22 protein-coding genes are annotated in these 25,441 nt (G+C 42.8%); 14 read left to right on the forward strand and 8 right to left on the reverse strand.

Translation table 11 applies throughout. The features are described 5' to 3' along the window. Positions 1–118: 118 nt before the first annotated feature. Complete coding sequence (vapC, locus tag FHS57_RS18615) at positions 119–526, reverse strand: type II toxin-antitoxin system VapC family toxin (protein WP_183976324.1); 408 nt, start codon at positions 524–526, stop codon at positions 119–121. Beyond that, positions 507–713, reverse strand: a complete 207-nt coding sequence (locus FHS57_RS18620) for a type II toxin-antitoxin system VapB family antitoxin (RefSeq protein WP_183976326.1) — start codon at positions 711–713, stop codon at positions 507–509. Before FHS57_RS18620 ends, vapC begins: the two co-directional genes overlap by 20 nt. Positions 714–868: 155 nt before the next feature. Between FHS57_RS18620 and FHS57_RS18625 the strand changes: the two genes are divergently transcribed. Further along, complete coding sequence (locus FHS57_RS18625) at positions 869–2,353, forward strand: glycine--tRNA ligase (RefSeq protein WP_183976328.1); 1,485 nt, start codon at positions 869–871, stop codon at positions 2,351–2,353. 302 nt (positions 2,354–2,655) lie between these two features. Here FHS57_RS18625 and FHS57_RS18630 read toward each other — a convergent pair whose 3' ends face one another. Next, the gene (locus FHS57_RS18630) at positions 2,656–3,462 is read right to left on the reverse strand and encodes an RpnC/YadD family protein (protein ID WP_183976330.1); all 807 of its coding nucleotides are present in this window, start codon (positions 3,460–3,462) and stop codon (positions 2,656–2,658) included. A gap of 465 nt (positions 3,463–3,927) precedes the next feature. Here FHS57_RS18630 and FHS57_RS18635 point away from each other — a divergent pair, with 465 nt between their 5' ends. After that, positions 3,928–4,740, forward strand: coding sequence for an Rpn family recombination-promoting nuclease/putative transposase (locus FHS57_RS18635; protein WP_183976332.1), 813 nt, complete (start codon positions 3,928–3,930; stop codon positions 4,738–4,740). Positions 4,741–5,170: 430 nt separating this feature from the next. Here FHS57_RS18635 and FHS57_RS18640 read toward each other — a convergent pair whose 3' ends face one another. The 3 genes from FHS57_RS18640 to FHS57_RS18650 all read right to left on the reverse strand — a co-directional run bounded on the left by FHS57_RS18640 (position 5,171) and on the right by FHS57_RS18650 (position 8,875). Further along, positions 5,171–7,213 carry a hypothetical protein gene (locus FHS57_RS18640; RefSeq protein ID WP_183976334.1) on the reverse strand — a complete coding sequence of 681 codons (2,043 nt, stop codon included), beginning with the start codon at positions 7,211–7,213 and terminating at the stop codon, positions 5,171–5,173. Between the two features lie 592 nt (positions 7,214–7,805). After that, positions 7,806–8,540, reverse strand: a complete 735-nt coding sequence (locus tag FHS57_RS18645; RefSeq protein WP_183976336.1) for a hypothetical protein — start codon at positions 8,538–8,540, stop codon at positions 7,806–7,808. Continuing rightward, a complete protein-coding gene (locus FHS57_RS18650; RefSeq protein WP_229601396.1) occupies positions 8,537–8,875 on the reverse strand; it encodes a PadR family transcriptional regulator in 339 nt (112 codons plus the stop codon). Before FHS57_RS18650 ends, FHS57_RS18645 begins: the two co-directional genes overlap by 4 nt. A 105-nt stretch (positions 8,876–8,980) precedes the next feature. Between FHS57_RS18650 and FHS57_RS18655 the strand changes: the two genes are divergently transcribed. The 12 genes from FHS57_RS18655 to FHS57_RS18715 all read left to right on the forward strand — a co-directional run bounded on the left by FHS57_RS18655 (position 8,981) and on the right by FHS57_RS18715 (position 22,034). Beyond that, positions 8,981–9,613 (forward strand): Uma2 family endonuclease, encoded by a 633-nt coding sequence (locus tag FHS57_RS18655; protein ID WP_183976340.1) that lies wholly within the window; start codon positions 8,981–8,983, stop codon positions 9,611–9,613. A gap of 142 nt (positions 9,614–9,755) precedes the next feature. Continuing rightward, positions 9,756–10,913 carry an MFS transporter gene (locus FHS57_RS18660; protein WP_183976342.1) on the forward strand — a complete coding sequence of 386 codons (1,158 nt, stop codon included), beginning with the start codon at positions 9,756–9,758 and terminating at the stop codon, positions 10,911–10,913. Positions 10,914–10,975: 62 nt separating this feature from the next. Next, positions 10,976–11,638, forward strand: a complete 663-nt coding sequence (locus tag FHS57_RS18665; RefSeq protein ID WP_028522624.1) for a heme exporter protein CcmB — start codon at positions 10,976–10,978, stop codon at positions 11,636–11,638. 19 nt (positions 11,639–11,657) lie between these two features. Beyond that, on the forward strand, positions 11,658–12,314 hold the full coding sequence (gene ccsA, locus FHS57_RS18670) for a cytochrome c biogenesis protein CcsA (protein ID WP_122931171.1): 657 nt from the start codon (positions 11,658–11,660) through the stop codon (positions 12,312–12,314). A gap of 9 nt (positions 12,315–12,323) precedes the next feature. Then, positions 12,324–13,001: a hypothetical protein gene (locus FHS57_RS18675; protein ID WP_183976344.1), complete on the forward strand. Its 678-nt coding sequence runs from the start codon at positions 12,324–12,326 to the stop codon at positions 12,999–13,001. A 19-nt stretch (positions 13,002–13,020) separates the two neighbouring features. Beyond that, on the forward strand, positions 13,021–13,257 hold the full coding sequence (locus tag FHS57_RS18680) for a CcmD family protein (RefSeq protein ID WP_183976346.1): 237 nt from the start codon (positions 13,021–13,023) through the stop codon (positions 13,255–13,257). Between the two features lie 289 nt (positions 13,258–13,546). Beyond that, positions 13,547–13,981, forward strand: coding sequence for a cytochrome c maturation protein CcmE domain-containing protein (locus FHS57_RS18690; protein WP_028522620.1), 435 nt, complete (start codon positions 13,547–13,549; stop codon positions 13,979–13,981). 13 nt (positions 13,982–13,994) lie between these two features. Further along, positions 13,995–16,559, forward strand: coding sequence for a cytochrome c biogenesis protein CcsA (gene ccsA, locus FHS57_RS18695; RefSeq protein WP_183976351.1), 2,565 nt, complete (start codon positions 13,995–13,997; stop codon positions 16,557–16,559). Between the two features lie 542 nt (positions 16,560–17,101). Beyond that, positions 17,102–19,537: a TonB-dependent receptor gene (locus FHS57_RS18700; RefSeq protein ID WP_183976353.1), complete on the forward strand. Its 2,436-nt coding sequence runs from the start codon at positions 17,102–17,104 to the stop codon at positions 19,535–19,537. Between the two features lie 6 nt (positions 19,538–19,543). Then, on the forward strand, positions 19,544–20,629 hold the full coding sequence (locus tag FHS57_RS18705) for a DUF4249 domain-containing protein (protein ID WP_183976355.1): 1,086 nt from the start codon (positions 19,544–19,546) through the stop codon (positions 20,627–20,629). 203 nt (positions 20,630–20,832) lie between these two features. Continuing rightward, a complete protein-coding gene (locus FHS57_RS18710) occupies positions 20,833–21,354 on the forward strand; it encodes a hypothetical protein (RefSeq protein ID WP_221225672.1) in 522 nt (173 codons plus the stop codon). 107 nt (positions 21,355–21,461) lie between these two features. Beyond that, the gene (locus FHS57_RS18715) at positions 21,462–22,034 is read left to right on the forward strand and encodes a dihydrofolate reductase family protein (RefSeq protein WP_183976358.1); all 573 of its coding nucleotides are present in this window, start codon (positions 21,462–21,464) and stop codon (positions 22,032–22,034) included. Between the two features lie 53 nt (positions 22,035–22,087). Here FHS57_RS18715 and FHS57_RS18720 read toward each other — a convergent pair whose 3' ends face one another. Beyond that, positions 22,088–22,945: an FAD binding domain-containing protein gene (locus FHS57_RS18720; protein ID WP_183976360.1), complete on the reverse strand. Its 858-nt coding sequence runs from the start codon at positions 22,943–22,945 to the stop codon at positions 22,088–22,090. 93 nt (positions 22,946–23,038) lie between these two features. Further along, on the reverse strand, positions 23,039–25,405 hold the full coding sequence (locus tag FHS57_RS18725; protein WP_183976362.1) for a xanthine dehydrogenase family protein molybdopterin-binding subunit: 2,367 nt from the start codon (positions 25,403–25,405) through the stop codon (positions 23,039–23,041). Positions 25,406–25,441 lie beyond the last annotated feature (36 nt).

A 25,441-nucleotide genomic window follows, 5' to 3' on the forward strand; every position in this document is an offset into this window, starting at 1 on the left:
TTGACGCAATGAGCGCTTTGGAGTTACTAAATTCGGCCTAGATTTATTCTTTTAGCTATGGTTACTATGTGAAAATTCTACGGTGCTCTATGTGTTTAGGAATGAATGCCACATTAATTTACAAAGCTGGTTTCCAAATTTTTAAGTCAGTATGGGCGGCAATTTGATCAAAATCTACGTCGTTGTGGCAAAGTTCTAAGTTAAAATGAAGGGCATAAGCCGCAATTAAGCAGTCGTTGGGCTTGCGAATGGTAACACCTTTTTTGCGGAGTTGGCGGTAAAGTTGGGCGGCTGCAACAGCTACTTCGGTAGCCTCTAATTGTAGTATTTTTAAGGCTTTGAAATCTTCTTTTAACGCTTCAAAATCAGCATCCTCTCGGACTCCCTGCAATACTTCCTGAATAATGATGGGACAGATGCACACTAAATTATCTTGTAAGTCTTCATCTAACTGATTGGTTAGAGCAGAGGTCACATTCTTTCGGAAATCTATCCAAGCGGAGGTGTCATATAAGCGGTACTTCATAGGTCCTCATTTCATCTAAATCCCCATCCCAACCTTTGCCGCGCATTTGGCGTAAACGTTGTCGCCTCATGGTATTGATAAGTTCTTCCAAGGCAGTATCAATAATTTCTTTTTTTGTCTTCAGATTTGAATTCAGTTGTCGTATAGCAGCAATTTTGCTTTCGTCGATTTCTATATTCGTTCTCATCGTGCATGTTATTTACACACAAAAATAGAAAAATTATACACATCGACAAGTTTAGCCACAAATTGCGTAATTTTGCGCCCCAATACTAAAGATAACCGCATGTGCGGCTCCGCGAAGCGGCAAACCGCAATTAACCAATAACGCATAACGTCCTCATGAGCCAAGCTCCAGCAACTTCCTTACAAGACATCGTTTCTCACGCCAAAGAATACGGTTTTGTATTTCCTTCTTCTGAAATCTATGACGGTTTACAAGCAGTTTATGACTACGGTCAAAACGGGGTAGAGCTGAAAAACAACCTCAAAAACATGTGGTGGAAAGCCATGACGCAGCTCAACGACAACATCGTCGGGATTGACGCGGCTATTTTTATGCACCCGCTCACGTGGAAGGCGTCGGGTCACGTGGATGGTTTTAATGACCCCATGATTGATAACAAAGATTCAAAGAAGCGTTATCGTGCCGACCAACTTCTCGAAGGAAAAGCCGAGCAGTATGCGGCTGAGGGTCAAGCCGAAAAAGCACAGGAGTTGTTGAACGAAATGGGACGTTTGTTGGGTGACAATAACCTAGAGGCGGTGCGTGAATTAATCATTGCCGAAGGGATTAAATGTCCTATCTCGGGCACGTCCAACTGGACAGAAGTGCGTCAGTTTAACTTGATGTTCAGCACGCAAGTGGGTTCGGTGGCCGAAGATTCCAACTTGATTTATTTGCGCCCCGAAACGGCACAAGGAATTTTTGTGAACTTTTTGAACGTACAAAAATCGGGTCGGATGAAGATTCCGTTTGGAATTGCCCAAATCGGGAAAGCGTTCCGTAACGAGATTGTGGCGCGTCAGTTTACGTTCCGTATGCGGGAGTTTGAACAAATGGAAATGCAATTTTTTGTGCGTCCTGGCACCGAAATGGCGTGGTACGAACAATGGCGCGATACTCGTTTGAAGTTTCACCAAGCGGTGGGTCTTCCTACGGAAAAATTGAAATTCCACATTCACGAAAAATTGGCGCACTATGCCAATGCCGCCGTGGACATTGAGTATCAGTTCCCGTTTGGTTTCCGCGAAATTGAGGGGATTCACTCTCGTACGGATTTCGACTTGAAAAACCACCAAGAGCTTTCGAAGAAAAAGCAACAATATTTCGATAATGACCTCGACGAAAACGGTAAGCCGTTTGGAAACTACATTCCGTACGTGGTAGAAACGTCTGTGGGAGCAGACCGTTTGTTTTTGGCGGTATTCTGCAATGCCTTTACCAAAGAAATGGTAGGCGAAGGCGAAAACCAAAAAGAGCGTACGGTGTTGAAATTGCACCCTGCGTTGGCGCCTTTCAAAGCCGCGATTTTCCCATTGGTGAAAAAAGACGGTTTGCCAGAAAAAGCCCGCGAAATCGAAAAAGCCTTGAAAACCGAATTCCGCGTGTTTTACGAAGAGCGCGATGCAATCGGTAAGCGTTATACGCGCCAAGACCTTATCGGAACGCCGTTCTGTATTGCGGTTGATTACCAAACGTTGGAAGACAACACCGTGACGATTCGCCACCGCGATAGCATGGAGCAAGAGCGCGTACATATCAGCGAACTCAAAGCAAAGATTGGCTACGCCGTATCGGAACAGCGGATTTTGGAAGCGATTTAATGGCGTCAGAGACGCTAGACCATAACGTTTCCGAATTTCGGGAACAACTACGAGCCTTTGTCAAAGTTTAACCACTCTGGCAAAGGCTTTTTTATTAGGCTAAACGCCTAAAAACAAAAAAGCCTCAGAGAGGCGAAATCTTAGTAGAAAAAAGGAAAACAAAGACCCTATAGCGCGAGCATTCTGCTCGTGCTTACCATTCCAAGGCTTCGAGCCTAGTTAGGGTGCAAGAAAGGCTTGAAGACGGCTCATAAAGGGAAGGAGCGGGGATGCTCGTGCACACTAAGCAAAAGCCAATGAAATTATTTGTCGGCTGAAAGTTTTTGCTTTACTTTTTTTACAAAATCAACTGTTGCATTTGAAAGAGTTGCAATCTTTTCAAGTCCAAAGTCCGTTTGTGAAAGTAAATTAGCAATAAACGTTTCCTTACTTTTATCAAGTGCAACCAAATATGCTACATCTTTTTCTTCGTCAATATATTTTGCAATGCTATCCATAACTATGTCTTTCAATTTTTGTTCTAATTTACGCAGTTGAGCTAAGATTCGCAACTGTTTGAAATACCTTCTTAACGCTAAATCGCCATCAGTAGTTTCTTCAAGTCTTGCAACAATTTGTTTCAAAGCGTTTTCGGGACTTTCTTTCTCAAAATTAGCTAAAATAGCCAAAACAATTTCTTCGGGTTGGTTTGAATTTAGAAAAATTTTATAATCTACTGAGTTGATAGCAAGTAAGTTATATTTGAATTTCAAATCAATATTTTGTAGTTCAGCAACCATTTTAGCTTTGCCTTTACCCAAGAAAATGACGTATTGATAAGTAGGTAATTGATATTTTCTGATAAGCATTCCTTTGTAATCCAGCATACGATGAACCATATCACCGTCATTGGCTACTTGAAATTCGATTTGAAGAATAAAAATATTTCCTTGATTATCAATTACTTTTTTGAGTACATCGGGTTTGCGTTCTTTGGTGTGCTGCACATCATCGGGGAGTTCTTCCAGAGAAACAGCCGTTATATCAAGTAGGTTCTGCATGATACTTGGTATAACGGCTTCGATGTTTTCTTTAAAAATCTTGTCGTACTGGCTTGACTGTTTTTTCATTTTACAAAGTTAGCAAAATGCCGAGAGATAGATAATTCTGACAGCATTGAAACAGCTACGAGCCTTTGTCAAAGTTTAACCACTTTGGCAAAGGCTTTTTTATTGGGTTAAACGCCTAAAAACAAAAAAGCCTCAGAGAGGCGAAATCTTAGTAGAAAAAAGGAAAACAAAGACCCGATAGCGAGAGCATTCTGCTCGTGCTTACTATTCCAAGGCTTCGAGCCTAGTTAGGGTGCAAGAAAGGCTTGAAGACGGCTCATAAAGGGAAGGAGCGGAAAGTTGAGTTGTTAAGGTGTAGGAGACGCTAGACTATAACGTTCCCAAATTGTAGTTAGGGAGCAGCTATGAACGCTTTGGGGGGGCTTTCAATTGTCGTCATTCGACTTGAACCGAACGACTGCGGGGGAAGAACACACTGTGCTTGAGTGAATAAAAATCCGTAAATTGCACTAAAATTTCACACTTATGTCGAAATATATCAACCCATATACTGATTTTGGATTCAAGAAATTGTTTGGCGAAGAAGCTAACAAAGACTTGTTGGTTGATTTCCTGAATCAATTATTACCAGCCAAGCATCAAATAACAGAATTGAACTTTCGTAATGTAGAAGGAATCGCCGAGTTGTCACATGAACGAAAGGCTATTTTTGACATTCATTGCCAAACCCAAAGTGGCGAACGAATCATCGTAGAAATGCAGAAAGCGAAAGTGAATTTTTTCAAAGACCGTTCGTTATTTTATTCTACTTTTCCTATTCGAGAGCAGGCCAAGCGAGGCGAATGGGATTTTCGCTTGGCTCCGATTTACATGATTGCGATTTTGGATTTTCAATATGATGAACAAGAAGAAAAACAGAAGTTTTTGCGAAGTGTAAAATTAAAAGACCAAGATGGGGATGTGTTTTATGATAAGCTAACCTTTAAATTTATTCAGATGCCGTTGTTTACAAAAGGTGGGGATGAGCTTGAAACGCAATTTGAAAAATGGATATACTTTTTGAAGAAATTAGAGAGTTTTGATGAAATACCAATAATATTACAAGAACCGATATTTGAGAAGGCGTTTGGGGTGGCAGAGGTTGCCAATATGACAGCAGAACAATATGAGCAATATCAAGAAAGTTTATTGACTTACATTGAAGTAAAAGAAGTTGTGAAAACTGCTGAGTTAGACGGTGTAAAAAAAGTTGCAAAAAAAATGCGGGAAATGGGTTTATCTAAATCTCAAATTAAGGAAGCAACGGGGCTTACGGATGATGAGGTTAATGAATTGTAGTTTTGCTTTTTTCGTGCTAACCAAAAGAATTAAGATGGTTGGATTTAAAATTAATTTATTGATTTTCAGTTTCTTGCCTTTTCTTAATTCGGATGTTGGAACACCAAGAAAAGTAAAATTACAGTTCATTTTTGCCGTCCCCAAGACGGCACGCAAGCAGTGATATAAAGCTAAGATATTTATTGCTGAAAACCAAATTTGCGTACCAATTTTCGCTCAAAGTGAATGTCGCAGGAGAGTTTGAAGACCCCTTGAAACCGCTCAAATATCCTTTCGGCAACATAAACTGCAAATTAATTTATTCTTCAGAAATTAATTTGTAATTTTTTTTTCAGATTGAGATTAGAGACTATCCCCCACACACTTTGAGTTTAAGAGAGAAATTAGTACTTTTTGAAAAACTTATCTAAATTTTTGATTTTTAAAGTAATTATTCTAACTCTTTTGGATAAATAATGTTAGCCTTTTTAGCATTAATATTTGACTCATTATAATATTGTAAAATTAGTATTGTAATTGAAGTTGTTAAACTAACTCCTAAAATTCCCAGTAATATTTTAAAAAGTAGAGTTTTACTTAAACAATCAAAGGTTTCAGTAACTAAATTAAAATTCCAAAATGATTTATATAATATGACGAATCCTAAAATGATAAAGGCGAATAAATTGACACCAAACCATATCCAAATTGGTCTTCGCCACTTTTTTAGTACCATTTTCTGAAAGTTATTTCTTTTATCTTTTTTTTCTTGCACTTTTCTTTCATTATCTTGGTTTATTAAAAGTGCAATCTGGCGTCTTAACTCATCATTCTCAAGTTTTGATGCTTCATTTTCTTTATTTATATTTTTAATTTCAATCTGTTTATTTTCTATCGTTTCATTAAGTGTTTCAACACTTTTTTGCAGAATTGATTCGGCAAACTGTTTAGCACCACTATAAATTTCATCTTCATTTAAATCATCAATTAGTAATTCATTAAACTTTTTTTCCACTAATACTTTTACAATATACCTTTGGTGGACAGGATTGTCTGTAATTTCACTGATACCTGAAATTATAATATTTAGTTTATCAAGGTTATAATTTGATTCATTATTTCTAAGATTCAAGAAACTTACAAAACTTCTAAAGTCGTCTTCTGTTCTGTTTAAATACCTTAGAAGTATACTAAACCATTGACTTGGAAGTATCACGATTGGAGTTGAAGAGCTTCTGTTATAATCCCATCTCCTTAATGTCTGGTCTGTTGAAATAAAAAAAAATTTTGCTTCAAAAATGTTTTTTACATTATTTTCTCTTTTTGACTCAATCCATAGAATATTTTCAGCATCATTGTAAGCACTATCGTAGTAACTATTTGCATTCTCTGATGCTTTAAAAGTGGCTATTGAATTTGCGAATTCTGAAATTTGTTTTTTTGTTTTTTCTTCACTTACATCAATTGGAGATTTGTAGTCTTCCTTTATGGAAAATTCGCTTTTAAAGGCTTCATATAGAGATAGTATGTATGCTTCAAAAAGTTCGTATGAGTGATTTATTTTCTGAATTCGCCACCTGTAATAAAAATCATATATACTTGATAAACTTTTTAAATCTTCAAAAATTTGTGGATTAACGGCTCTTGAAGGATATTTTTTTAACTTATCAATGTAGAACTTTATACTATCTTTAAATTCATTTTCGGTAATTTTAGTAATTTTAAGTTCTTCTCCTGCTTGATTAAATTTCTTCAAAAAGGTATTAGTTCTTTTTTTTCTATTTTCACCGTTAATGCCTAAAGCTCTATAGATTATGTTGGTATCAAGGTAGAAAATTTTATTTTTTAAGTCACTTAGGTGAATACTTGAATTAGCATTATTTGTTAGTAGACAATATTCAATAGCATAACTTGCTATATCAAAAATAGCTTTGTCTTTTGCACTATTTTCCCAAGATAAAAAGCTATTAATTATTAACTGGTCTTCTTTTATAAAAGTACCATAATCTACATTAATTTTACCTAAGTTATTTACTTTCGTATTAATTAGATTTTTAAATCCTTCAATATTTGTGGTAAATTGCTGATGCAAAAACCTGTAAATTATTTCTTTTGACTTATCAAATTGAAATTGACTGTTCTGAGTTAAAAATAAATCAATGAAACTATTTATATTTTTATCGTTGATTTTAGGCTCTATATTCTGCCTTCTTTTGGGACTCAAACTTATCAAAAGTTCATTGTCAGAATTTTTTCCAATTATAAACTTTTCATCTTGTTGCTTAAATATTATTTTTGAAATTTCAGAATAATCAAATGTAAGAAAGTACGTTTCTTGAATGAAATCAATAATTTCATGTATTGTAACGCTTTGCCTATTTATTTCAAGTAATGCCGACTCAACTATTTTTCTTTGTGTAGTTTTTGGGTTTACTTCATAATTGTTATCTGCATAAAGTACAGCAGATAGTCTAAATATATTGTTATTTTGCACAAAATTTATTGATTTAAGAGTGTGAGCAATTTTTCCAACTATATAAGTACGAAACAAGTGGTAGGGCAACGCCCTTCTAACTGTTTGGTTATATGGTTGTAATGGTTTAAATTTGTTTAATGAACAAATCTACAAACGATATTAAAAATATCAAATCTTCATCAAAAATTTCCCTAATTATTTTTTTGATGGAGATTTGAACTTGTACTACTCAAAAGACAAGATCAATTTCAGGTCTAAAAAAGCCTATATCAGCAAAAGAAGTCTTGGTTTCAAGCTCCATAAAGAGTTTTATAGCCGCCGTTTCCTAATCTCACAAAAGTATCATTTCAATAAGCCCCATTATAAACATACATTTTGATCAGAGCAAGTCTCTAGTCTCTGGCTTTGTTGGCGGCTTCTTGTCCGCTTACTTGCAGATAAGCCATTGTGGTTTCTAAACTGCTGTGCCCCTCATACCGCTGCTCGCATCCTGCGACGGGGCGGTTCGAACCGTGACGACTATCAAAAGACTTTCGAGCCTACTTTTGCACAAGAAAGGCTTGAAGCCTGTTAATATAAGGCACGAGCGGGGACGCTCGCGCCATCGAGGTTATGTTGTTTTGACCTTAAACCGTTCTTTGTAAAGCTGGTAAAAGCTGAGGGAATAGGCGAGGTAAAAGCAGATGAGAGTGGCTACCGTTGCAACTTGAATTTGAGGAGAAAACGCTTTTAGTTCAATGCCAACTACCCTTGGTATAAACACGAAACAATTGAAAAGTGAAAGTGCAAAGGTGGCTTGCGCACCGATGGCCGTCCATTTGAGTGAATTGATAAACTTGCGCTCTTTCTTGAAATAACCCATCGTGTGTCGGTAAGTCGCGGGCAATAAAAAGAGTAATGGCGCAAAAGATAAGAATCCGAAGAAGCCAATCCCAATTTTTAAGGGTACCAGATACGCAAACTGAAAAGTAAGCGCCCCCACTAAAAGCGACGTAACAATGGTTGGCCAGCGAAAATAATTGCCCATAATTTGCCAGTGCCGTTTTTTGATTTCTCCTGTCAAACTTTCTTCGTATTCGGCTTGAAGTTTACCCAAGCCATACTCTACGGAGGTGTAATCTTTCCAAACACTGTAATGATCCCAAACCCGCGCGGGGCGTTTGTAATCAACAAAACCCGTGTGAACTTCCCCAAAAGCATCGCCAAATGCCATCCCGCTGGCCATTCTATCCTCAATGGCCGTGATGTAGTGGTCGAGGAGTTCTTCGTACAGGTCTTGGTATTTGATGCCTCCTTGAATGATTTCCTTGCTAATGAGGTCGAGTTGTTCTGTTGTCAATTTCATCCGAGCGAAGGTTTAAGATTCAAAATTTTTTGAAGGTTAGACACAAAATCGGTCAATTCGGAGACCGCCGTTTGGGCTTGTTGGTGGCCATTTTCGGTCAGTTTATAATACTTTCGGTTGCGCCCATCCACAAGGGCGTTTTCGGTAGAGAGTACCCCTTCAGCTTCGAGTTTATGAAGCGTAGGGTACAGCGCTCCCTCCGTGAGTTGGAGTTCTCCCAGGGTGATTTCGCGAACCCGCTGGGTAATTTCATATCCATACATGCGCCTATTTTCTTGCAAAAGTTGAAGAACAATGGCGCTCAGACAGCCTTTGAGGTACGTTTGTTGTTGCATACTGCAAATATACATTATATTTCTACATACCAAATTTTCTTAGGTATAAAATTCCTTTCTTTTGTTAACTTTGTCAAAGTTTTAGATTTTGACAAAGTTGGTGGTATGACAGCACTTCCTAAAAAATACTACACACCCGAAGAATACCTAGCGTTGGAAGAAAAAGCGGTCTATAAAAGTGAATACTTTGATGGGCAGATTTATCCGATGGGGGATTTTGAAGGGGACACGCCTGAGGCTATGGCAGGAGCCAAGCCAGCGCATAATGCCATACGGGAAAACCTTTCCATTGAAATTGGTTCATTTTTGAAAAAGAAAGGATGCCGTTCCTACTCAAGCGACCAGCGCGTATTTGTCCCAGCTACGGGGCTTTATGCGTACCCCGATTTAGTGATTGTGTGCGGAAAACCTGAGTTTTCGGACAGTCAAACCAGTAGCCTTACCAACCCCGTTGTGCTGATAGAGGTGCTTTCGCAAAGTACAGCCAATTACGACAGAGGCGAAAAATTTGAACTTTATCGAGAGATTCCGACGTTGAGAGAATATCTACTGGTCGATTCTCGTCGTGTTTGGGTGGAACTTTGGCGAAAAAGCGAGCAGGGGATTTGGTCGTTGATGTTTGAAAGTAAGTCGTTGGACGCCACGGTACATTTAGAAGCAATTCAGGCCGATTTACTGCTGGCTGATTTATACGCAAATACGGAAGATTTGCCCGAAACGGTTTTTAGAATTAGATAAACGTAAATAAAATTGAGCAACAGCTATGAGGTTTTACAAGTTATCATGTTTAGAAACCTCATAGCTGTGTCAAAAGGACTGAAAGTAAACCACGTGGGCACTTTCAGTCCTTTTGTTTTTTTGTTCCACAGTTAGTTTTGTTATGTACAATTTACAATTTTGGCTTCTATGCCTCAGTAACTTCCTATTTTCTGCGAGTTTTCAAATGATGATTCCCGAACTGCCCGATTACCTGACGGCGATGGGCGGACAACCTTACATCGGACTTATCATTGCACTTTTTACGTTTACGGCGGGGTTGTCGCGGCCATTTAGCGGCAAACTGACCGATACCATTGGCCGAGTACCCGTCATGGCTTTTGGGTCGTTGGTGTGTTGTGTGGCGAGTTTGTTTTACCCTTTTGTCCACGTGGTGTGGGGCTTTTTGTTGCTTCGCTTTTTACACGGATTCTCAACGGGAACAAAACCAACTGCCACGGCCGCTTACGTCGCCGACATCATTCCCGAAAATCGTCGCGGAGAGGCGGCGGGGATGTTGGGTATTTTTACCGCCACGGGCATGTCGTTAGGACCCGCCATTGGAAGCTACCTCACGATGTCGATGGGCATCAACCCCATGTTTTTTGTGTCGTCGGCGTTCGCGCTGTTGTCGATTTTGATTTTGCTCAACATGAAAGAAACGTTGGTTCAAACAGAACGTTTCCGATTTAGTATGCTCAAAATCAGTCGTTCCGATTTGTTTGAGCCGCGCGTCCTCAACGTGTTTGTGGTGATGTTTGCCGTTTCATTTTCATCAGGAGTTATTCTGACGCTTATTCCAGACGTGAGCAAAACCCTCGGGATTCATAACAAAGGGCTGTTTTTTACGGTCTATACCATTGCTTCTTTGGTGGTACGGGTGTTTGCTAGTAAATCGTCAGATGTCTATGGGCGCGTTCCTGTGATGATTGTTTCCTCTATACTTTTGGCGCTTGGGATGGGTATTTTGGGCGTTAGCCAATCGGTGTGGAGTTTCTGGACGGCGGCGATTTTGTTTGGTTTCTCTTGGGGACTCAACACACCTACCTTGACCGCATGGACAATTGACCTCAGCCACCCCGACTATCGCGGAAGGGCATTGGCAACCATGTACATTGCGCTTGAAGCAGGCATTGGGGTAGGGGCGTGGTGGTCGGGCTGGTGGTACGGCGGAAAACTCGCCAATATCCCCGTGGCCTTTTATGTTTCGTCGGTTTTGGCGTTAGCTTCGTTGGGTTACTTAGTGTGGTGGAAACGCACGCATCGCACCGTAGTTGGATAAAAATTAAAAACTAATGACCTTCCTCAGTACAACGCGTTGGTTTGTGTCGTAATTTTGCCCCGATGCAAGAACTTCGTACCCTCATCGGAAAAGAAATAACCCTCGAATGGCGCCAACGCTACGCCCTCAATGGGATGCTGTTGTACATTGTAAGTACGGTGTTTGTCTGTTATTTGAGTTTTAAACTCAAAGCCAACCAGCTGACGCCCATTACGTGGAACACGCTATTTTGGATTATTATCTTGTTTACGGCGGTTAATGCCATTTCCAAAAGTTTTACCCAAGAACGCGCTGGGCGCCTTTTGTACTATTATACTATCGCAAGTCCACAAGGCATTATTCTTTCCAAAATCATTTACAATTCGGGATTGATGCTGGTATTGTCGTTGACGGGGTTTGGGTTTTACGCTTTTGTGATGGGCAACCCTGTCGGAGATTTGTGGATGTACTTGGTGACGATTTTTTTGTCAAGCATCGGGTTTGCGTCGTCGTTGACGATGGTGGCGGGGATTGCCTCCAAAGCCGAAAACAACGGCGCCTTGATGGCGATTCTGAGTTTTCCCGTGATTATTCCTATGTTGTTGATGGTGATGAAGTTAGCAAAAAATGCCCTCGATGGCTTAGACCGTGGGTCTAGTTCGGAAGAAGTCATGATTTTGTTGGCGTTGGATGCCATCGTGGTTAGTTTGTCCTTAATTTTGTTTCCTTATTTGTGGCGTAGTTAGAGAATTAAAGTAATACCTTATGAAGAATAACTGGTGGAAAATAATAGCGGTGCTACTGCTGACTTATACACTTTACTTTGGATTGATGGGGACGGTTCCTCGTCGTGCCATTTTGAACGAAAGTATCCGTAACGTGTATTTCCATGTACCGATGTGGTTTGCCATGATTGCTATGCTCACTACCTCGTTGGTATATGCCATTAAGTATTTACGTACCAATGATTTACAATACGATCTCAAGTCGGTAGAGTTTACCAATGTCGCTATTTTGTTGGGAATTTTGGGTTGTGCTACGGGCTCGCTGTGGGCTTCCGTTACGTGGGGCGACCCTTGGCCAAGCGATCCCAAACTCAATAGCGTCGCCATCAGCATGTTGATGTACTTTGCTTACTTAATTTTGCGCGGGTCGTTTGATGATGAACAGCGTCGGGCGCGTATCTCGGCCGTGTATAATATTTTGGCGTACGCCGTGTTTATTCCCCTTATTTTTATTCTCCCTCGTTTGACTGATTCATTGCACCCAGGCAACGGTGGAAACCCCGCATTCAGTGAATTGGACATGGACAACCAAATGCGACGGATTTTTTACCCCGCTGTGATTGGTTGGGGATTACTCGGAACGTGGATGGCTACGGTACGAGTGCGAGTACGAATGTTGGAGGAGCAAGCAGATTAAAGTAGATGAATGAAAGGATTGTGGATAGTTCTTGTGGTTGGACCCTTGTTGGTGATGGGACAAACCTCTAGTCGAGCGTATGATAAAGTAACTTTTAAGTTTACGCCGAGTACGTTGATGTCGTTGACAAGTCCAGCGTGGCAAGCTGGTTTTGAATACCGTCCCAAAAGAAATTTTGGAATAAACACGGAATTTGGGTCAAACCTAAGCGGATTGGGTTACGGAGTTGATTGTTTTTCTTGTTCGGGGCAGCAGTATTATCATGCAAACTTCAAAATGAAAGAGGAGTTTCGGTGGTACATGACGCCTGGCCCTAACCCAGAATGGTATTTTGCCCAAGAAGTGTTTGTGATGAGGGACAACTACAAGCTAAGAAATGGGTATTCGAACCAAGACTCGCTGTACTATACCTTTGGGCGAGCCGAATATGACCGACTTGTGTTTGGAACAGCCTCAAAAATAGGCGTGTTGTACAATTTGAATAAATATTGGCGACTAGAAATGTTTATTGGCTTAGGAGTTCGGGTTCATCGTTCAAACTTTGAGTTGTGGGGTGAAAAAAGAATGGAAGGGAAACCATCGAGCGATTCCCCTTTTAATCGAGCCCGTCCAGTCAATGTGGAAATGCTACCTCACCCGTCGATTGGCTTTAAATTGGGGTATGTACTTTGGAAAGGAACTGAATAATTTAAAATAACGAATCAGAATGAAAAAAAATAGCAAAAATACCTTTATTACAACCCTTCTTTTTGTGTTGGTTTCTTTAAACCTATTTGCTCAACAAGCCGTTGAACAGGAAATTTCAATGGCCGACCAAATGCGTGCCGATGGTAAAATTTGGGTGGTATTTGCGGTTATATCGGTCATTTTTGTGGGGATTATTGCCTTTTTGGTGAATATAGATAGGAAAGTTTCAAAGCTAGAAAAACAAGCAAAAAAATGAGCCTTTTAGACTTGATAGCCAAAATCGAAAAACTACCACTGGAAAAACAAACAGAGGTAGAAGACTTTGTTGGCTTTAAGGAGTTAATTTCATTATTTCCCCGCAGAAATCCGCTGAATAATACAAGCGCAGATTTTCACTGAAATAAGACTTAATGAAGCTATTGATCTGCGTGCATCTGCGGCTCTACATCAGCGCTAATCAGCGGGTAAAACGTTAATCAAGATAACAAAAAAATAAAGAGTACGGAGTAACACGAATTTGGTAAGCATCAAAAATCAGTAAACAAATGAAAAAGATACACATTTTTGGACTTATAGTCATCGCGATTGCGATTGGAATCATTGTTTCGACCTACGGAAACGCCAGTACGTATTCCAATTTTACGGAAGCCGAAGAATTGGCCAAAGAAGGCGAAAAATCGGAAATTCACGTAGTGGGTAAACTCACCAAAGACGCAAACGGACAGATTGTGGGAATGAAATACGACCCCGTTATGGATCCCAACCACTTTGAGTTTATGTTGGCCGATACCAATAGAGTCGTTAAAAAAGTAGTATATGGCAGCCCTAAACCACAAGATTTTGATAAGTCAGAACAAGTAGTGGTCATTGGGCGCATGGAAGGCGACCACTTCGCTTGTAATAAAATCTTGATGAAGTGCCCTTCAAAATATACCAACGAAAAGCCTGATTTTAAAGAAGCGACGGCTGCTAAACTGTAGATTATATCCAACCATGACCCTCGGAAACTTAGGACACCTTCTCGTCATTTTATCGTTCGTAACGGCATTAGTGGCTACTTACGCTTACTTGCGTGTCACGCTGTTACGAACCGATTCGTTAGAACTCAGTTCTTGGAAGCGCTTCGCAAGAGGAGCTTTTTACGTACACGTTGCGGCCATTTTGGGTGTATGTGCAACGTTATACACGATCATTTACGGACACCATTTTGAGTACCACTATGCGTGGAGCCACTCCTCAAAAGCACTACCGTGGTATTACATGATTTCGTGTTTTTGGGAAGGCCAAGAAGGGAGCTTTATGCTTTGGATGTTTTGGCAAGCCATTTTAGGGGTTGTGCTGATTCAGACCAATAAATTGTGGGAAGCCCCCATGATGACTGTTTATACCTTGGTACAGGCATTTTTGACCTCAATGATTTTAGGGGTTATTATCCCAGGTATTGATTTTAAAATTGGCAGTACGCCTTTCTTGACCATGCGGGAAGCTATGCCTGATTTACAAGTTTGGGCAATGAATCCCAATTTTGTTCCTAAAGACGGAAATGGCCTCAATCCTTTGCTTCAAAACTACTGGATGGTGATTCACCCGCCGACGCTGTTTTTGGGATTCGCGCTCACGTTAGTTCCGTTTGCGTATTTGATGGCGGGGCTTTGGAGAAAACAAGTAATCGAATGGCTTCGTCCAGCCTTGCCTTGGATGCTTTTGACGGGCGTAATTTTGGGCGTGGGTATTTTGATGGGCGGCTATTGGGCTTACGAAACCCTGAGTTTCAACAGTTACTGGAGTTGGGACCCCGTCGAAAATGCCGTATATGTGCCTTGGCTGGTAGGAATTGCTGCTTTGCACACCATGATTATTGCCAAAAAAAATGCGTCAGCACTCAAAGCCTCGGTGATTTTGGTCATTGCCCAGTTTATCCTGATTTTATATTCAACCTTCCTTACCCGAAGCGGAATTTTAGGAAATTCATCCGTACACTCATTTACTGATTTAGGGCTTTCGGGGCAGCTATTGCTCTATTTACTGGCATTCATTGCGGTTTCGGTGATTATTTCGGCCCGCGCTTGGAAATTACTCCCTACCGACGCAGAAGAAGTATCGACCTACTCGCGGGAGTTTTGGCTCTTTATTGGCGCTACCGTGATTTGTTTGGCAAGTTTTCAGGTCATTATTCCAACTTCTATTCCTGTTTGGAATAAAATTGTGGAAAGCTTTGGCGGGGTGTCTAAATTGGCTCCACCTACCGATGCCATTACCTATTACACAAAATTCCAACTTTGGTTTTTTGCGGTCATTGCCATCTTAACAGGGATTGGCCAGTATTTCTGGTGGAAACGGGTGCAGAAGGGTAAAATGCAGGACTTACTTACCCCAGTCTGGATTACCTTATTCATCACTGCGATTCTCATTACTTTTGGGGGCATCAACAAACTCCCTTACATCGCTTTGTTGACGGCTTCGGTATTTGCATTGGTGGCAAATATGACCATTATTTTGGGCGTTCTCAAAGGCAGCTATCGACTTTCTGGCGGGGCAATTACCCACATCGGCGTTGCTTTGATGTTGATTGGTATTTTGTGGTCATCGGGTTATCAAAAGGTTGTGTCGCTCAATGGCTCAGGACTTTTAATTTCAAAAGAAGACTTTTTTACCAAAGACGATAACCGTGAAAACAAAGAAAACGTGTTGTTATGGTTGGGTCAATCAACGCGTATGGGTGACTACTTGCTGACCTACCGCGGGCCACGCACCGAAATTCGGGATGTGCCGCAGTACGTGCCAAGCAGTTGGTTAGATATCATCGAGGGCGATTTTCACGCGGTGTGTTTGCGGGATATTACTATTGGTGAAAAAACATACCACAAGAAAGGTGATACCGTAGCGGTGTATCCAGAAAACGTATTCTATGAAGTGGAGTACCGTGAACCAACGGGGCGAATTACGACACTCTTCCCACGGGTACAGTTCAATGAGCGAATGGGTATGGTAACGTCGCCAGATATTAAGCGGGAACTCAACAAGGATTTGTATTCATACGCAATGATAGGTAGCAATCCAGGTGACGCAGAAGAATGGTCGCCTACTGAAAATTTCAGAGTGGCGCTGCAAGATACATTTTTTGTAAACGACTACGTGGCGGTGCTCGAAAGCGTTACCCGTACGAATGCCGTTGAAGGGGTTGCGTTAAATCCGAATGACATTGCCGTAAAAGCACAAATCAAGATTTTGGACAAAGAACGTGAGTACTATGTTGCTCCGACCTTTGCCATTAATCAAGACCGCATGGTGATGCGCAAACCCGAAGTGAGCGAAGAATTGGGTCTTCGGATTCAATTTATGGAGATTGATCCTAAAACGGGAACGTTCAGTTTTGATGCCAATTCAAAGCAGCGCGATTATATTGTCATGAAAGCCGTAGAAAAACCCCTCATCAACGTCCTTTGGATTGGGACGCTGATATTGGTTGTTGGTTTTACCATGTCAACCTTGCGCCGTTTCAGGGAGTTTCGTTTGATTCGTGATAAAGGTGTTGAATTGGAAAAAGTGCTGGACTAAATCGTGAATGAATGACGAAAAAGTCGGGCGATAAATAACCAAACAAAAAAGCAAGGTCGTAAGTCCTTGCTTTTTTGTTTCTACCTCAGAAAACAAACTTGTAAAAACTGCGAGAACAATCATCACAATGGTACCGTCGAATTGGTAAAAAAAACAACGGATATTTGAATAAAAAAGGACGGGGAACCCGCTCAATGGCACTTGAGCCGCAGTAAGTACACTTTCGTGAGGCAGACACGGTGGTTGAAAGATTTTTCATAACAAAGTAATGATTGAGGAAGCTAGCTAATAAATATACAGTAAAAAGCATAAAAATACCCTGTAACAACTTGATTAAATGTTGTTTATTGAAAAGTTCTTTGCTAAATACAGTTTTGGCTTGCTATTGTTATGTTCCCTTGCCCCGAGATTTTTTTACGTAGAATCATAAATATAAAAGTGATACGTATAGTCTTCAATTCTTGTAGAAATGATGTGAAAAAGCTTTGAATTTTGGGCTAAAATGATGATTATTGTTACAAACCCGACTTCATCAACCCGTTATGGCTTTTCGCGCTACTTCTTACCTTGTTTTCGTGCTTTTATCTTTGGGTAGCTATGTGTTTGCCCAAAACTCCAACGTGTTAGGAGCTCGGTACATTGTTACTGGGCGGGTGCTGCATTACCCCGAAAAAACACCATTTGCAGGGGTGACCATTGTGGCACGAGGCCCCGAACGGCTCGTTACTACCTCCAAAGCGGATGGCACTTTTCGTTTTGAACTTCTACGAGGCAAATACACGATGGTGGCACGGATGCTGGGTTATTTTACGGAAGAAACTCCTATCATCGTTCCCGAAGACAACGAACTGGAGTTTTTGTTGCGAGAAAATGCGCTCTTATTAGAAGAAGTACAAGTAAGTGAAACAAAGGCTGAACAAAATGTCTCGAAAGTCGAAATTGGGGTCGCAAAACTGACCATCAAAAGCATCAAGAAAATACCTGCGGTGTTGGGCGAAGTGGACGTAATGCGGAGTTTGCAGCTACTTCCTGGCGTATCGAGCGTGGGCGAAGGGGCTACGGGCATCAATGTCCGAGGAGGCAGCATTGACCAAAACCTTATTCTCATCGACGATGCGCCCGTTTATAATTCGTCGCATTTGATGGGTTTGTTTTCGGTTTTTAACCCCGATGCCCTCAAAGACGTAACGTTTTATCGCGGAGGAATTCCCGCGCAGTATGGAGGAAGGACGTCGTCGGTGATTGAGGTAAAAGTAAAAGAACCCGATGCTGAAAAATGGAAAGTTCAGGGTGGGGTAGGACTGGTCGCCAGCCGATTGATGGTCGATGGGCCTCTGGTTAAAAATAAAATGGCCTTGCTCGTAGCAACCCGAGCTTCGTTTTCAGATTATTTATTTCGATTTGCTAAAACGGCTTCGTTAAAGGGGACAAAAGCCAATTTTTATGACATTACAAGTAAATTAGCCATTAAATCTTCGACCAAAAACCAAGTCTATATCACCTTTTACCAAGGGAAAGACGTCTTTAAAATCGCGGGCGATTCCTTGGCACGAACCGAAGTAAACGCTACTTCGTCGGTGTTTGATTGGCAAACGCGTAACCTGACGGCGCGTTGGAATCATGCCTTTTCCGAAAAACTGTTTGCCAACTTGACCACCGTTTATAGCCGTTACGCACCCACCATTACCAATCCAGATTCGGCCAATGCCTTTGAATTAAAATCGGGAGTGACGTACAAAAACCTAAAGTTGGATGTGGGCTATGTAGCAGGGAAACATAAAATAGACGTTGGGTTAAGCGGAATTCGGTATGACATTCAACCAGGCGATTTGCAACCTACTTTGGCGTCGTCAAACATCAATCCGCTGACACTCCAAAAAGAACAAGGCTTAGAAGCTGCGGCCTATTGGAACCACGAAATCGAAGTCAGCAAACAACTGAGCGTGATGTATGGCTTGCGGTATTCGTGGTTTGCCGCGCTGGGCCCGTACCGAGTCAATGCGTATGAACTCAACGTACCTCGCGACCCTACGACCACGACGGGCGGGGTAGATTATGCTTCGGGTAAAGTCATAAAAACCTACGGAGGCTTAGAGCCGCGCTTGGTCGCTCGACTCAATTTGTCGCCTACGACTTCGTTGAAATTTAGTTTTAACCGAATGTATCAGTATTTACAGCTCATTTCAAATACGACGGCGGCTTTGCCCACCGACCGTTGGAAGTTGAGCGATGCCTTTTTGAAGCCCCAAATCGGCGACCAGCTCTCGTTGGGAATATTTAAAAACTGGCAAAAAGATACCTACGAAACATCGTTGGAGTTGTATTATAAGCGTTTGACTAACGTAGCCGATTACCGAAATGGGACTAACTTGACCCTGCTCGAAGCCCCCGAAACGGCGATTTTGCAAGGAACGGGTCGTTCGTACGGCGCTGAAGTGTTGGTGCGTAAGAATACGGGTTTTTTGACAGGTTGGGTAAGTTATACTTTTGCCCAAACCGAGTACCTAATCAATAGCCCTTACGCGGAAGATAAGTACCGAAACGGGGTGTATTATCCTGCCAATTTTAACAAACCACACACCGTGAATGTCGTGCTTAATTATCGGATTAGTCGCCGTACAAGTTGGTCGTTTAACTGGGTGTATAGTACAGGGCGGCCCATTACGTATCCGATTGATAAGTATTTTGTGGACAATGTGTATGTGCCAAACTACACCTTGCGAAATCAGGCAAAAATCCCTGATTATCACCGCTTAGATATTGGCTTTAACGTTGATGCGCTCCCTACCACCAAGCGCAAATGGCAAAGCGGTTGGGCTTTTTCGGTGTATAATTTATACGCCCGTCAAAATGCGTATTCTATTTTCTTCCGCACCAAAAATGACAACGTTTTGCAGTTTTACAACAAAGTAAATGCCTATAAGCTCTCCATCTTTGGAACCCTCATTCCTTCAATTACGTACAATTTTACCTATTAAAAAGCCATGTCAGTGAGACGTTATTTTGCCATTGTCATACATCATTTGCTGGGAAAAAGATGGATAGGAGCAGTAGGAGTTGCTTTGATATTAAGTCAATGCGTCACAAGTTATGACCCAAAAATCACAGAAAACGCTCAAAAACTGGTGGTCGATGGCACGATTACTAACCAGCCTGGCCCGTATAAAATTCGCCTACAATACAGCTACCCTTATACCAATCAAACTTCCGTGAATACCATTGGAGGAGCGACCGTTGTGATGAGCGACGACCAAGGAATGACCGAAAAGCTGACCGACCGTGGGCAGGGGTTGTACGAAACCTCAGTAACGGGGATACGAGGAATCGTTGGAAGAAAATACCACATTACCATCAAAACGCCCGATGGGAAAACGTATGCATCCAACCCTGAGTTACTCAAACCTGTAGCCGAGTTTGGAACGTTTTATACCGAATACCAAGAAACGAATTCGGCGAAGTTGAGGGGGCAGTTTGCCATGTATGTCGATGTAAAAGACCCGAGTACTCCCAACGATTTTTATCGCTGGAAATGGGCGCATTATGAGGAAATTAATTACTGTTTACAGACCGTCACAACGACCCCAGGTGGCGTCATTGCCACCCGAAACAAGTGCTGTGAACCGTGTTGGAAAATAGAGGCGTGTAATGGCTGTATCATTTTGGCCAACGATCGCCTTACCAATGGACAGACGATTACGAGAGTTCCAATCGGCAAAATTCCATTTGATGGGGTTTCAAATTATTTTATTCTTTTTGAGCAATATTCGCTGACTCAGGAAGCGTACCAGTTTTGGAAAGGGGTTGATAGCCAAATCAATAACTCAGGAGGTATTTTTGACCTTCCTGCGGCGACGGTCGTTGGAAACGTAAATTGTACCAGCCACCCCGAAGAGCAAGTGTTGGGTTATTTCGGAGCGTCTTCGGTGGTTTATAAATCCATGTACATACCTCGTAATACTACCGCCTCACTTCCGTATAACTCGGATTATTTTAATTGGATTGATTTGACTTCTTGTTACCGATGCCAAGAAAGCCCGTACCGAACCCAAAAAGCCCCGTTGGGGTGGTGATGTTGATGGTTAATTCGTGGGTACAAGCATTATTAAATCTGAATGAAGGCAATTTTGGCCGTCTTTTTGCTTGTGTTTTAACAGAAAGACGCTTAATATCGTTACATGAAAACACATAATGGCCTAGTTTGAAGCTAGGTACTTCTGAAAATTTGATTCAATTTGGGAAAATACTGCTGTTGAGTGGCCTTGTTATGCTAACAATGGTGGCTTCACTGCGCCCGCCTACCACGGAAGAAATCACGGCCGAACGGTTTGAAAAAACGCTTATTTTTAAGAAACACCAATTTGAAATCAGTACAACTGAGGCAGGGGCTGTGCGTGAAATGGTGATGAAAGTAAGCCGTAATAACCAATTATTAATCACGATACGCCAGAAAACGGACGGTTGGGTCATCAACGCCGAAACCGCCGATTTGGACCAAAACAACGCGCCCGAGATTTACATCTATTCGTGTACGTACGGCAGCGGAGCGTTTGGAAAAGTGTATGGCTACCAATTTTTCCCCGACTCATTTGACAAAATCCACATGGCTCCCCTGACGCCCGAATTATCGAAAGGGTACATGGGGCATGACATGTTTAAAATGGAGGATGACCACTTGGTTCGGCAGTTTCCTATTTATCTTGCAGGTGACATCAATGCCAAAGCAACGGGTGGCGTTCGGAAGGTAAAATATAAATTACAGGACATTGAGAAACGACTGGTGTTGATTCCAGAGTAACCTATGATTGTCGTAATCGCCCCTTAGAATGGCGTAATTCCACCCCTCACGATAGCTGAAAGCCTCCTACCTTTGTCCTATCAATTAAACGACAAAAAATACATAGCGTGAAAAAGCTAAAATTACAAATGCAAATGACCCTGGATGGGTTTGTGGCAGGGCCAAACGGAGAAATGGATTGGATGACTTTTGCATGGACAGAAGACCTCATCAATTATGTCACCGAATTGACCAATTCGTTTGATACGATTGTGCTGGGAAGAAATCTTGCTGAAGGGTTTATTCCACATTGGAAGAGTGTGGCTGAAAACGTTGACAGTCCAGAAGTAGAAGTGGGTAAAATCTTCACCACGACGCCAAAAGTCGTTTTCTCAAAAACATTAACGTCATCTTCTTGGGAAAATACGGTGGTGACAAACGGTGAGCTAGCGGAAGAATTGAATCAGCTGAAACAACAAGAAGGGAAAGACATAATCGCCTACGGTGGAGGAAAATTTGTGTCTTCGCTGTTGAAAGAAAACTTAATTGACGAGCTTCATTTGTTTGTCAACCCAGTGGCTATTGGCAACGGAATGCCCATTTTTGGGGATTTAACGAGCAAATTGCCCTTTGAACTCGTGACCGCAAAGCCCTTTGAGTGCGGAATTGTAGTGATGAATTACCGTAAAAAAACGCAGTAAGGTTTGGGTGGGGCGGGTTTCTCAAAACCCGCCCGTCCGCCCGTCCATACTACTTATAAGCCACAAGCACCTGCCAATGCGCGTTTGGCATATACCTTGGCCAGATGTTTACGGTAGGTTTTCGAAGCATAATGGTCCTCGTTCAACTCAGCACCTTCGGCCGCAGCATTGGCGGCGGCTTCAATGGTTTCGAGAGAGGCAGCTTTACCGACAAGCGCCGCCCCTACGGCTTCGTCCAAAAAGGCACCGTCAGCGCTTACGCCCGTAAAAGCAACAGTGGCGTCGGTGATCGTGCCGCCATCAATGGTGACGGAAGCCGCACAGCCTACAATGGCAAAACGAGAGGCAGGCTGCATAAACTTACGATAAACACTCCGCGAACCTGCCGCAGGGGCTGGAAGTACGACTTCAGTGACAATTTCGCCTTCTTCAAGCGCCGTGTAGAAAAATCCTAAGAAAAACTCCGTCGCTGGAATCTCACGGGCACCGTTGGGTCCCTCTACTTTGATGCTGGCATTGAGGGCAATTAAGGCCGCAGGCCAGTCGGCCGAAGGGTCAGCGTGGGCAATGCTTCCGCCCAAAGTACCTACGTTGCGTACTTGGGTATCGCCAATGAGTTCTCCTGCTTCAATCATTGCCCCGTAGCGACTCTGAATATCGGCATTAGAAATAATGTCATGGTGTGTACTGGCAGCACCAATAGCGACGCCACCATCACGGACTTCGATATAACGTAACTCAGGAATACGAGCAATGTCAATCAACAACGAAGGGCTGTTGAGGCGAAGCTTCATGGCGGGAATAAGGCTGTGGCCGCCTGCCAAAATTTTTGCGTCTGGGTTTTCTGCCAAAAGGCTAATCGCCTCGCTCACCGACCCTGCGCGTTTATAATCAACTGCTTGTGGTATCATGTTTTGATTAGTGAAATAGTGAATGAATGTCGATTTTTGAGTGCAGAGTGTCGAATTTTGGATATACGACACTCTGCATTCTACACTCGAAACTTACGATTGCATTGCCGACCACACGCGCTCAGAAGTAAGCGGCATACGGATGTCTTTGACTTGATGTCCTGCTGACCAAAGCGCATCAATCACGGCATTGACCACGGCAGGTGTTGAACCAATACAGCCCGCTTCTCCCGCTCCTTTGACCCCAAGGGGGTTGTGCGGACAAGGCGTTACTTGGCGGTCGAGTTCAAACATGGGCAAATCATCGGCGCGAGGCATGGCATAATCCATGTACGAGCCATTAATGATTTGACCATTTCCGTCAAATTCAACCCCTTCGAGCAGTGCTTGTCCGATGCCCTGTGCCAAACCACCGTGGATTTGTCCATCGACAATCATTGGGTTAATCACATTTCCTACGTCGTCAACGGCGATGAAACGTTTTACTTTGGTTGCGCCCGTTTCTTTGTCAACTTCTACCACCGCAATATGACAACCAAACGGATACGTAAAGTTGGTAGGGTCGTAGAAACTGCTAAAGTCAAGCCCTGGCTCAAGGTTGGCAGGATACACGTGTGGTACGTAAGCCGTCAGGGCAATGTCGCCAAAGCCCAGTGATTTATCTGTCCCTTTAACGGTGAATTTTCCGTCCGTAAATTCAATGTCATCGGGCGAACATTCAAGTTTGTGAGCGGCGATTTTAGCGCCTTTTTCGATGATTTTATCCAAACTTTTCATAATGGCACTCCCCCCTACGGCCAACGAACGGGAGCCGTACGTGCCCATCCCGAACGCAACCGTATCAGAGTCGCCGTGAATGATGTCAACGTCTTCCATCGGAATGCCGAGGCGGTCGGCAACTACTTGTGCAAACGTCGTTTCGTGCCCTTGTCCGTGGGAGTGGGCTCCTGTAAATACGCTCACTTTTCCCGTGGGCTGAACGCGCACTTGTCCTACTTCGTACAAACCTGCCCGCGCTCCCAAAGAACCCACAACGGCCGACGGAGCAATACCGCAAGCCTCAATGTACGTAGAGAAACCAACGCCCAGGAGTTTGCCCGAAGCGGCGGCTTCTTTTTGGGCTTTGCGGAAATCTTCGTAGCCAAGCATTTCGAGGCCACGATGAAGCACGCCATGGTAGTTACCACTGTCGTACTGCAAGGCCACGTTGGTTTGGTAGCCAGGTTGCGTTACCCCGTCGAAGGCAGGAATAAAGTTTTTGAGGCGCAATTCGGTAGGGTCAACGCCCATTTCTAAGGCCGAAAGGTCGAGAAGGCGTTCCAATAAATAAGTAGCTTCGGGGCGGCCTGCACCACGATAAGCATCAACGGCAGTTGTATTGGTAAACACACACGTCATGTCCAAGTGAATCTTAGGCGTGGTGTAAAGTCCTTGTAAAAGCGTACCGTGCAGATAAGTCGGAACAGCTGTTGAGAACGTAGAAAGGTAAGCGCCCAGATTGGCAAATGTCTTGATACGAAGGCCAACGATTTTTCCGTCACCATCAAAACCCATTTCAGCTTTGGTGACGTGGTCGCGGCCGTGAGCATCCGTCAAAAACGCCTCCGAACGGGTTTCTGTCCACTTCACAGGGCGGCCTGTTTTCTTGGCCGCAAGCGTGACCAATGCCTCTTCGGTGTAGTGATAAATTTTGGAACCAAAACCACCACCTACGTCGGGGCCTACAACGCGCACCTTGTGTTCGGGCAAACCCAATACAAACGCACACATCAACAAACGGATGAGGTGCGGGTTTTGGGTGGAGGTATAAAGGGTATATTTGTCGTAAACGCCATCATAATGGCCAATGTAGCTGCGAGGCTCCATGGCATTGGGAGAAACCCGCTGATTGACAAACTCTAAGGTAGTAATATGAGCTGCTGATGCCATGGCTTCGTCCACCTCAGCTTTCGGATTCCCAATTTCCCAGTCAAAACAGACATTGTTGGGAACATCGTCGTGAACCAAAGGTGCACCTGCTTCTACGGCCTTGGAGGCGTCGGTAATGGCAGGAAGTACTTCATAATCAATAATAATAGCCTCGGCAGCGTCTTGTGCTATTTCGCGACTTTCAGCGACGACCATCACCACCGCATCCCCTACGTGGCGTACTTTGTCTTTGACCAACAGCGGGTGAGGAGGTTCTTTCATAATGTCGCCATTTTTGAAGTTGACCTGCCAGCCACAAGGAACGCCATAATGGCCTACTTCATCGCCTGTCATAATGGTTACGACCCCTTCCATGGCAGCGGCAGCCGACGTGTCAATGCTTTTGATACGTGCGTGGGCGTACGGACTTCTAAGTATATAGGCGTGGGTCATACCTGGGAGGTTGATGTCGTCGGTATAGCGACCTTTGCCAGTAATAAAACGCTTATCTTCAATGCGTTTTACTGATTTTCCAATGAATTTATTGCTCATGATTTTAAGTTGAAAATGTTGAAATTTGAAGTTTTG

The sequence above is a fragment of the Runella defluvii genome (assembly GCF_014195535.1).
Lineage (GTDB): Bacteria > Bacteroidota > Bacteroidia > Cytophagales > Spirosomataceae > Runella > Runella defluvii.

What these genes read in the sequence shown, in the direction of transcription:
- vapC (WP_183976324.1), bottom strand. Translation starts at nt 526, where the DNA reads ATGAAGTACCGCTTATATGACACCTCCGCTTGGATAGATTTCCGAAAG.
- FHS57_RS18620 (WP_183976326.1), bottom strand. Translation starts at nt 713, where the DNA reads ATGAGAACGAATATAGAAATCGACGAAAGCAAAATTGCTGCTATACGA.
- FHS57_RS18625 (WP_183976328.1), top strand. Translation starts at nt 869, where the DNA reads ATGAGCCAAGCTCCAGCAACTTCCTTACAAGACATCGTTTCTCACGCC.
- FHS57_RS18630 (WP_183976330.1), bottom strand. Translation starts at nt 3,462, where the DNA reads ATGAAAAAACAGTCAAGCCAGTACGACAAGATTTTTAAAGAAAACATC.
- FHS57_RS18635 (WP_183976332.1), top strand. Translation starts at nt 3,928, where the DNA reads ATGTCGAAATATATCAACCCATATACTGATTTTGGATTCAAGAAATTG.
- FHS57_RS18645 (WP_183976336.1), bottom strand. Translation starts at nt 8,540, where the DNA reads ATGAAATTGACAACAGAACAACTCGACCTCATTAGCAAGGAAATCATT.
- FHS57_RS18650 (WP_229601396.1), bottom strand. Translation starts at nt 8,875, where the DNA reads ATGCAACAACAAACGTACCTCAAAGGCTGTCTGAGCGCCATTGTTCTT.
- FHS57_RS18655 (WP_183976340.1), top strand. Translation starts at nt 8,981, where the DNA reads ATGACAGCACTTCCTAAAAAATACTACACACCCGAAGAATACCTAGCG.
- FHS57_RS18660 (WP_183976342.1), top strand. Translation starts at nt 9,756, where the DNA reads ATGTACAATTTACAATTTTGGCTTCTATGCCTCAGTAACTTCCTATTT.
- FHS57_RS18665 (WP_028522624.1), top strand. Translation starts at nt 10,976, where the DNA reads ATGCAAGAACTTCGTACCCTCATCGGAAAAGAAATAACCCTCGAATGG.
- ccsA (WP_122931171.1), top strand. Translation starts at nt 11,658, where the DNA reads ATGAAGAATAACTGGTGGAAAATAATAGCGGTGCTACTGCTGACTTAT.
- FHS57_RS18675 (WP_183976344.1), top strand. Translation starts at nt 12,324, where the DNA reads ATGAAAGGATTGTGGATAGTTCTTGTGGTTGGACCCTTGTTGGTGATG.
- FHS57_RS18680 (WP_183976346.1), top strand. Translation starts at nt 13,021, where the DNA reads ATGAAAAAAAATAGCAAAAATACCTTTATTACAACCCTTCTTTTTGTG.
- FHS57_RS18690 (WP_028522620.1), top strand. Translation starts at nt 13,547, where the DNA reads ATGAAAAAGATACACATTTTTGGACTTATAGTCATCGCGATTGCGATT.
- ccsA (WP_183976351.1), top strand. Translation starts at nt 13,995, where the DNA reads ATGACCCTCGGAAACTTAGGACACCTTCTCGTCATTTTATCGTTCGTA.
- FHS57_RS18700 (WP_183976353.1), top strand. Translation starts at nt 17,102, where the DNA reads ATGGCTTTTCGCGCTACTTCTTACCTTGTTTTCGTGCTTTTATCTTTG.
- FHS57_RS18705 (WP_183976355.1), top strand. Translation starts at nt 19,544, where the DNA reads ATGTCAGTGAGACGTTATTTTGCCATTGTCATACATCATTTGCTGGGA.
- FHS57_RS18710 (WP_221225672.1), top strand. Translation starts at nt 20,833, where the DNA reads ATGGTGGCTTCACTGCGCCCGCCTACCACGGAAGAAATCACGGCCGAA.
- FHS57_RS18720 (WP_183976360.1), bottom strand. Translation starts at nt 22,945, where the DNA reads ATGATACCACAAGCAGTTGATTATAAACGCGCAGGGTCGGTGAGCGAG.
- FHS57_RS18725 (WP_183976362.1), bottom strand. Translation starts at nt 25,405, where the DNA reads ATGAGCAATAAATTCATTGGAAAATCAGTAAAACGCATTGAAGATAAG.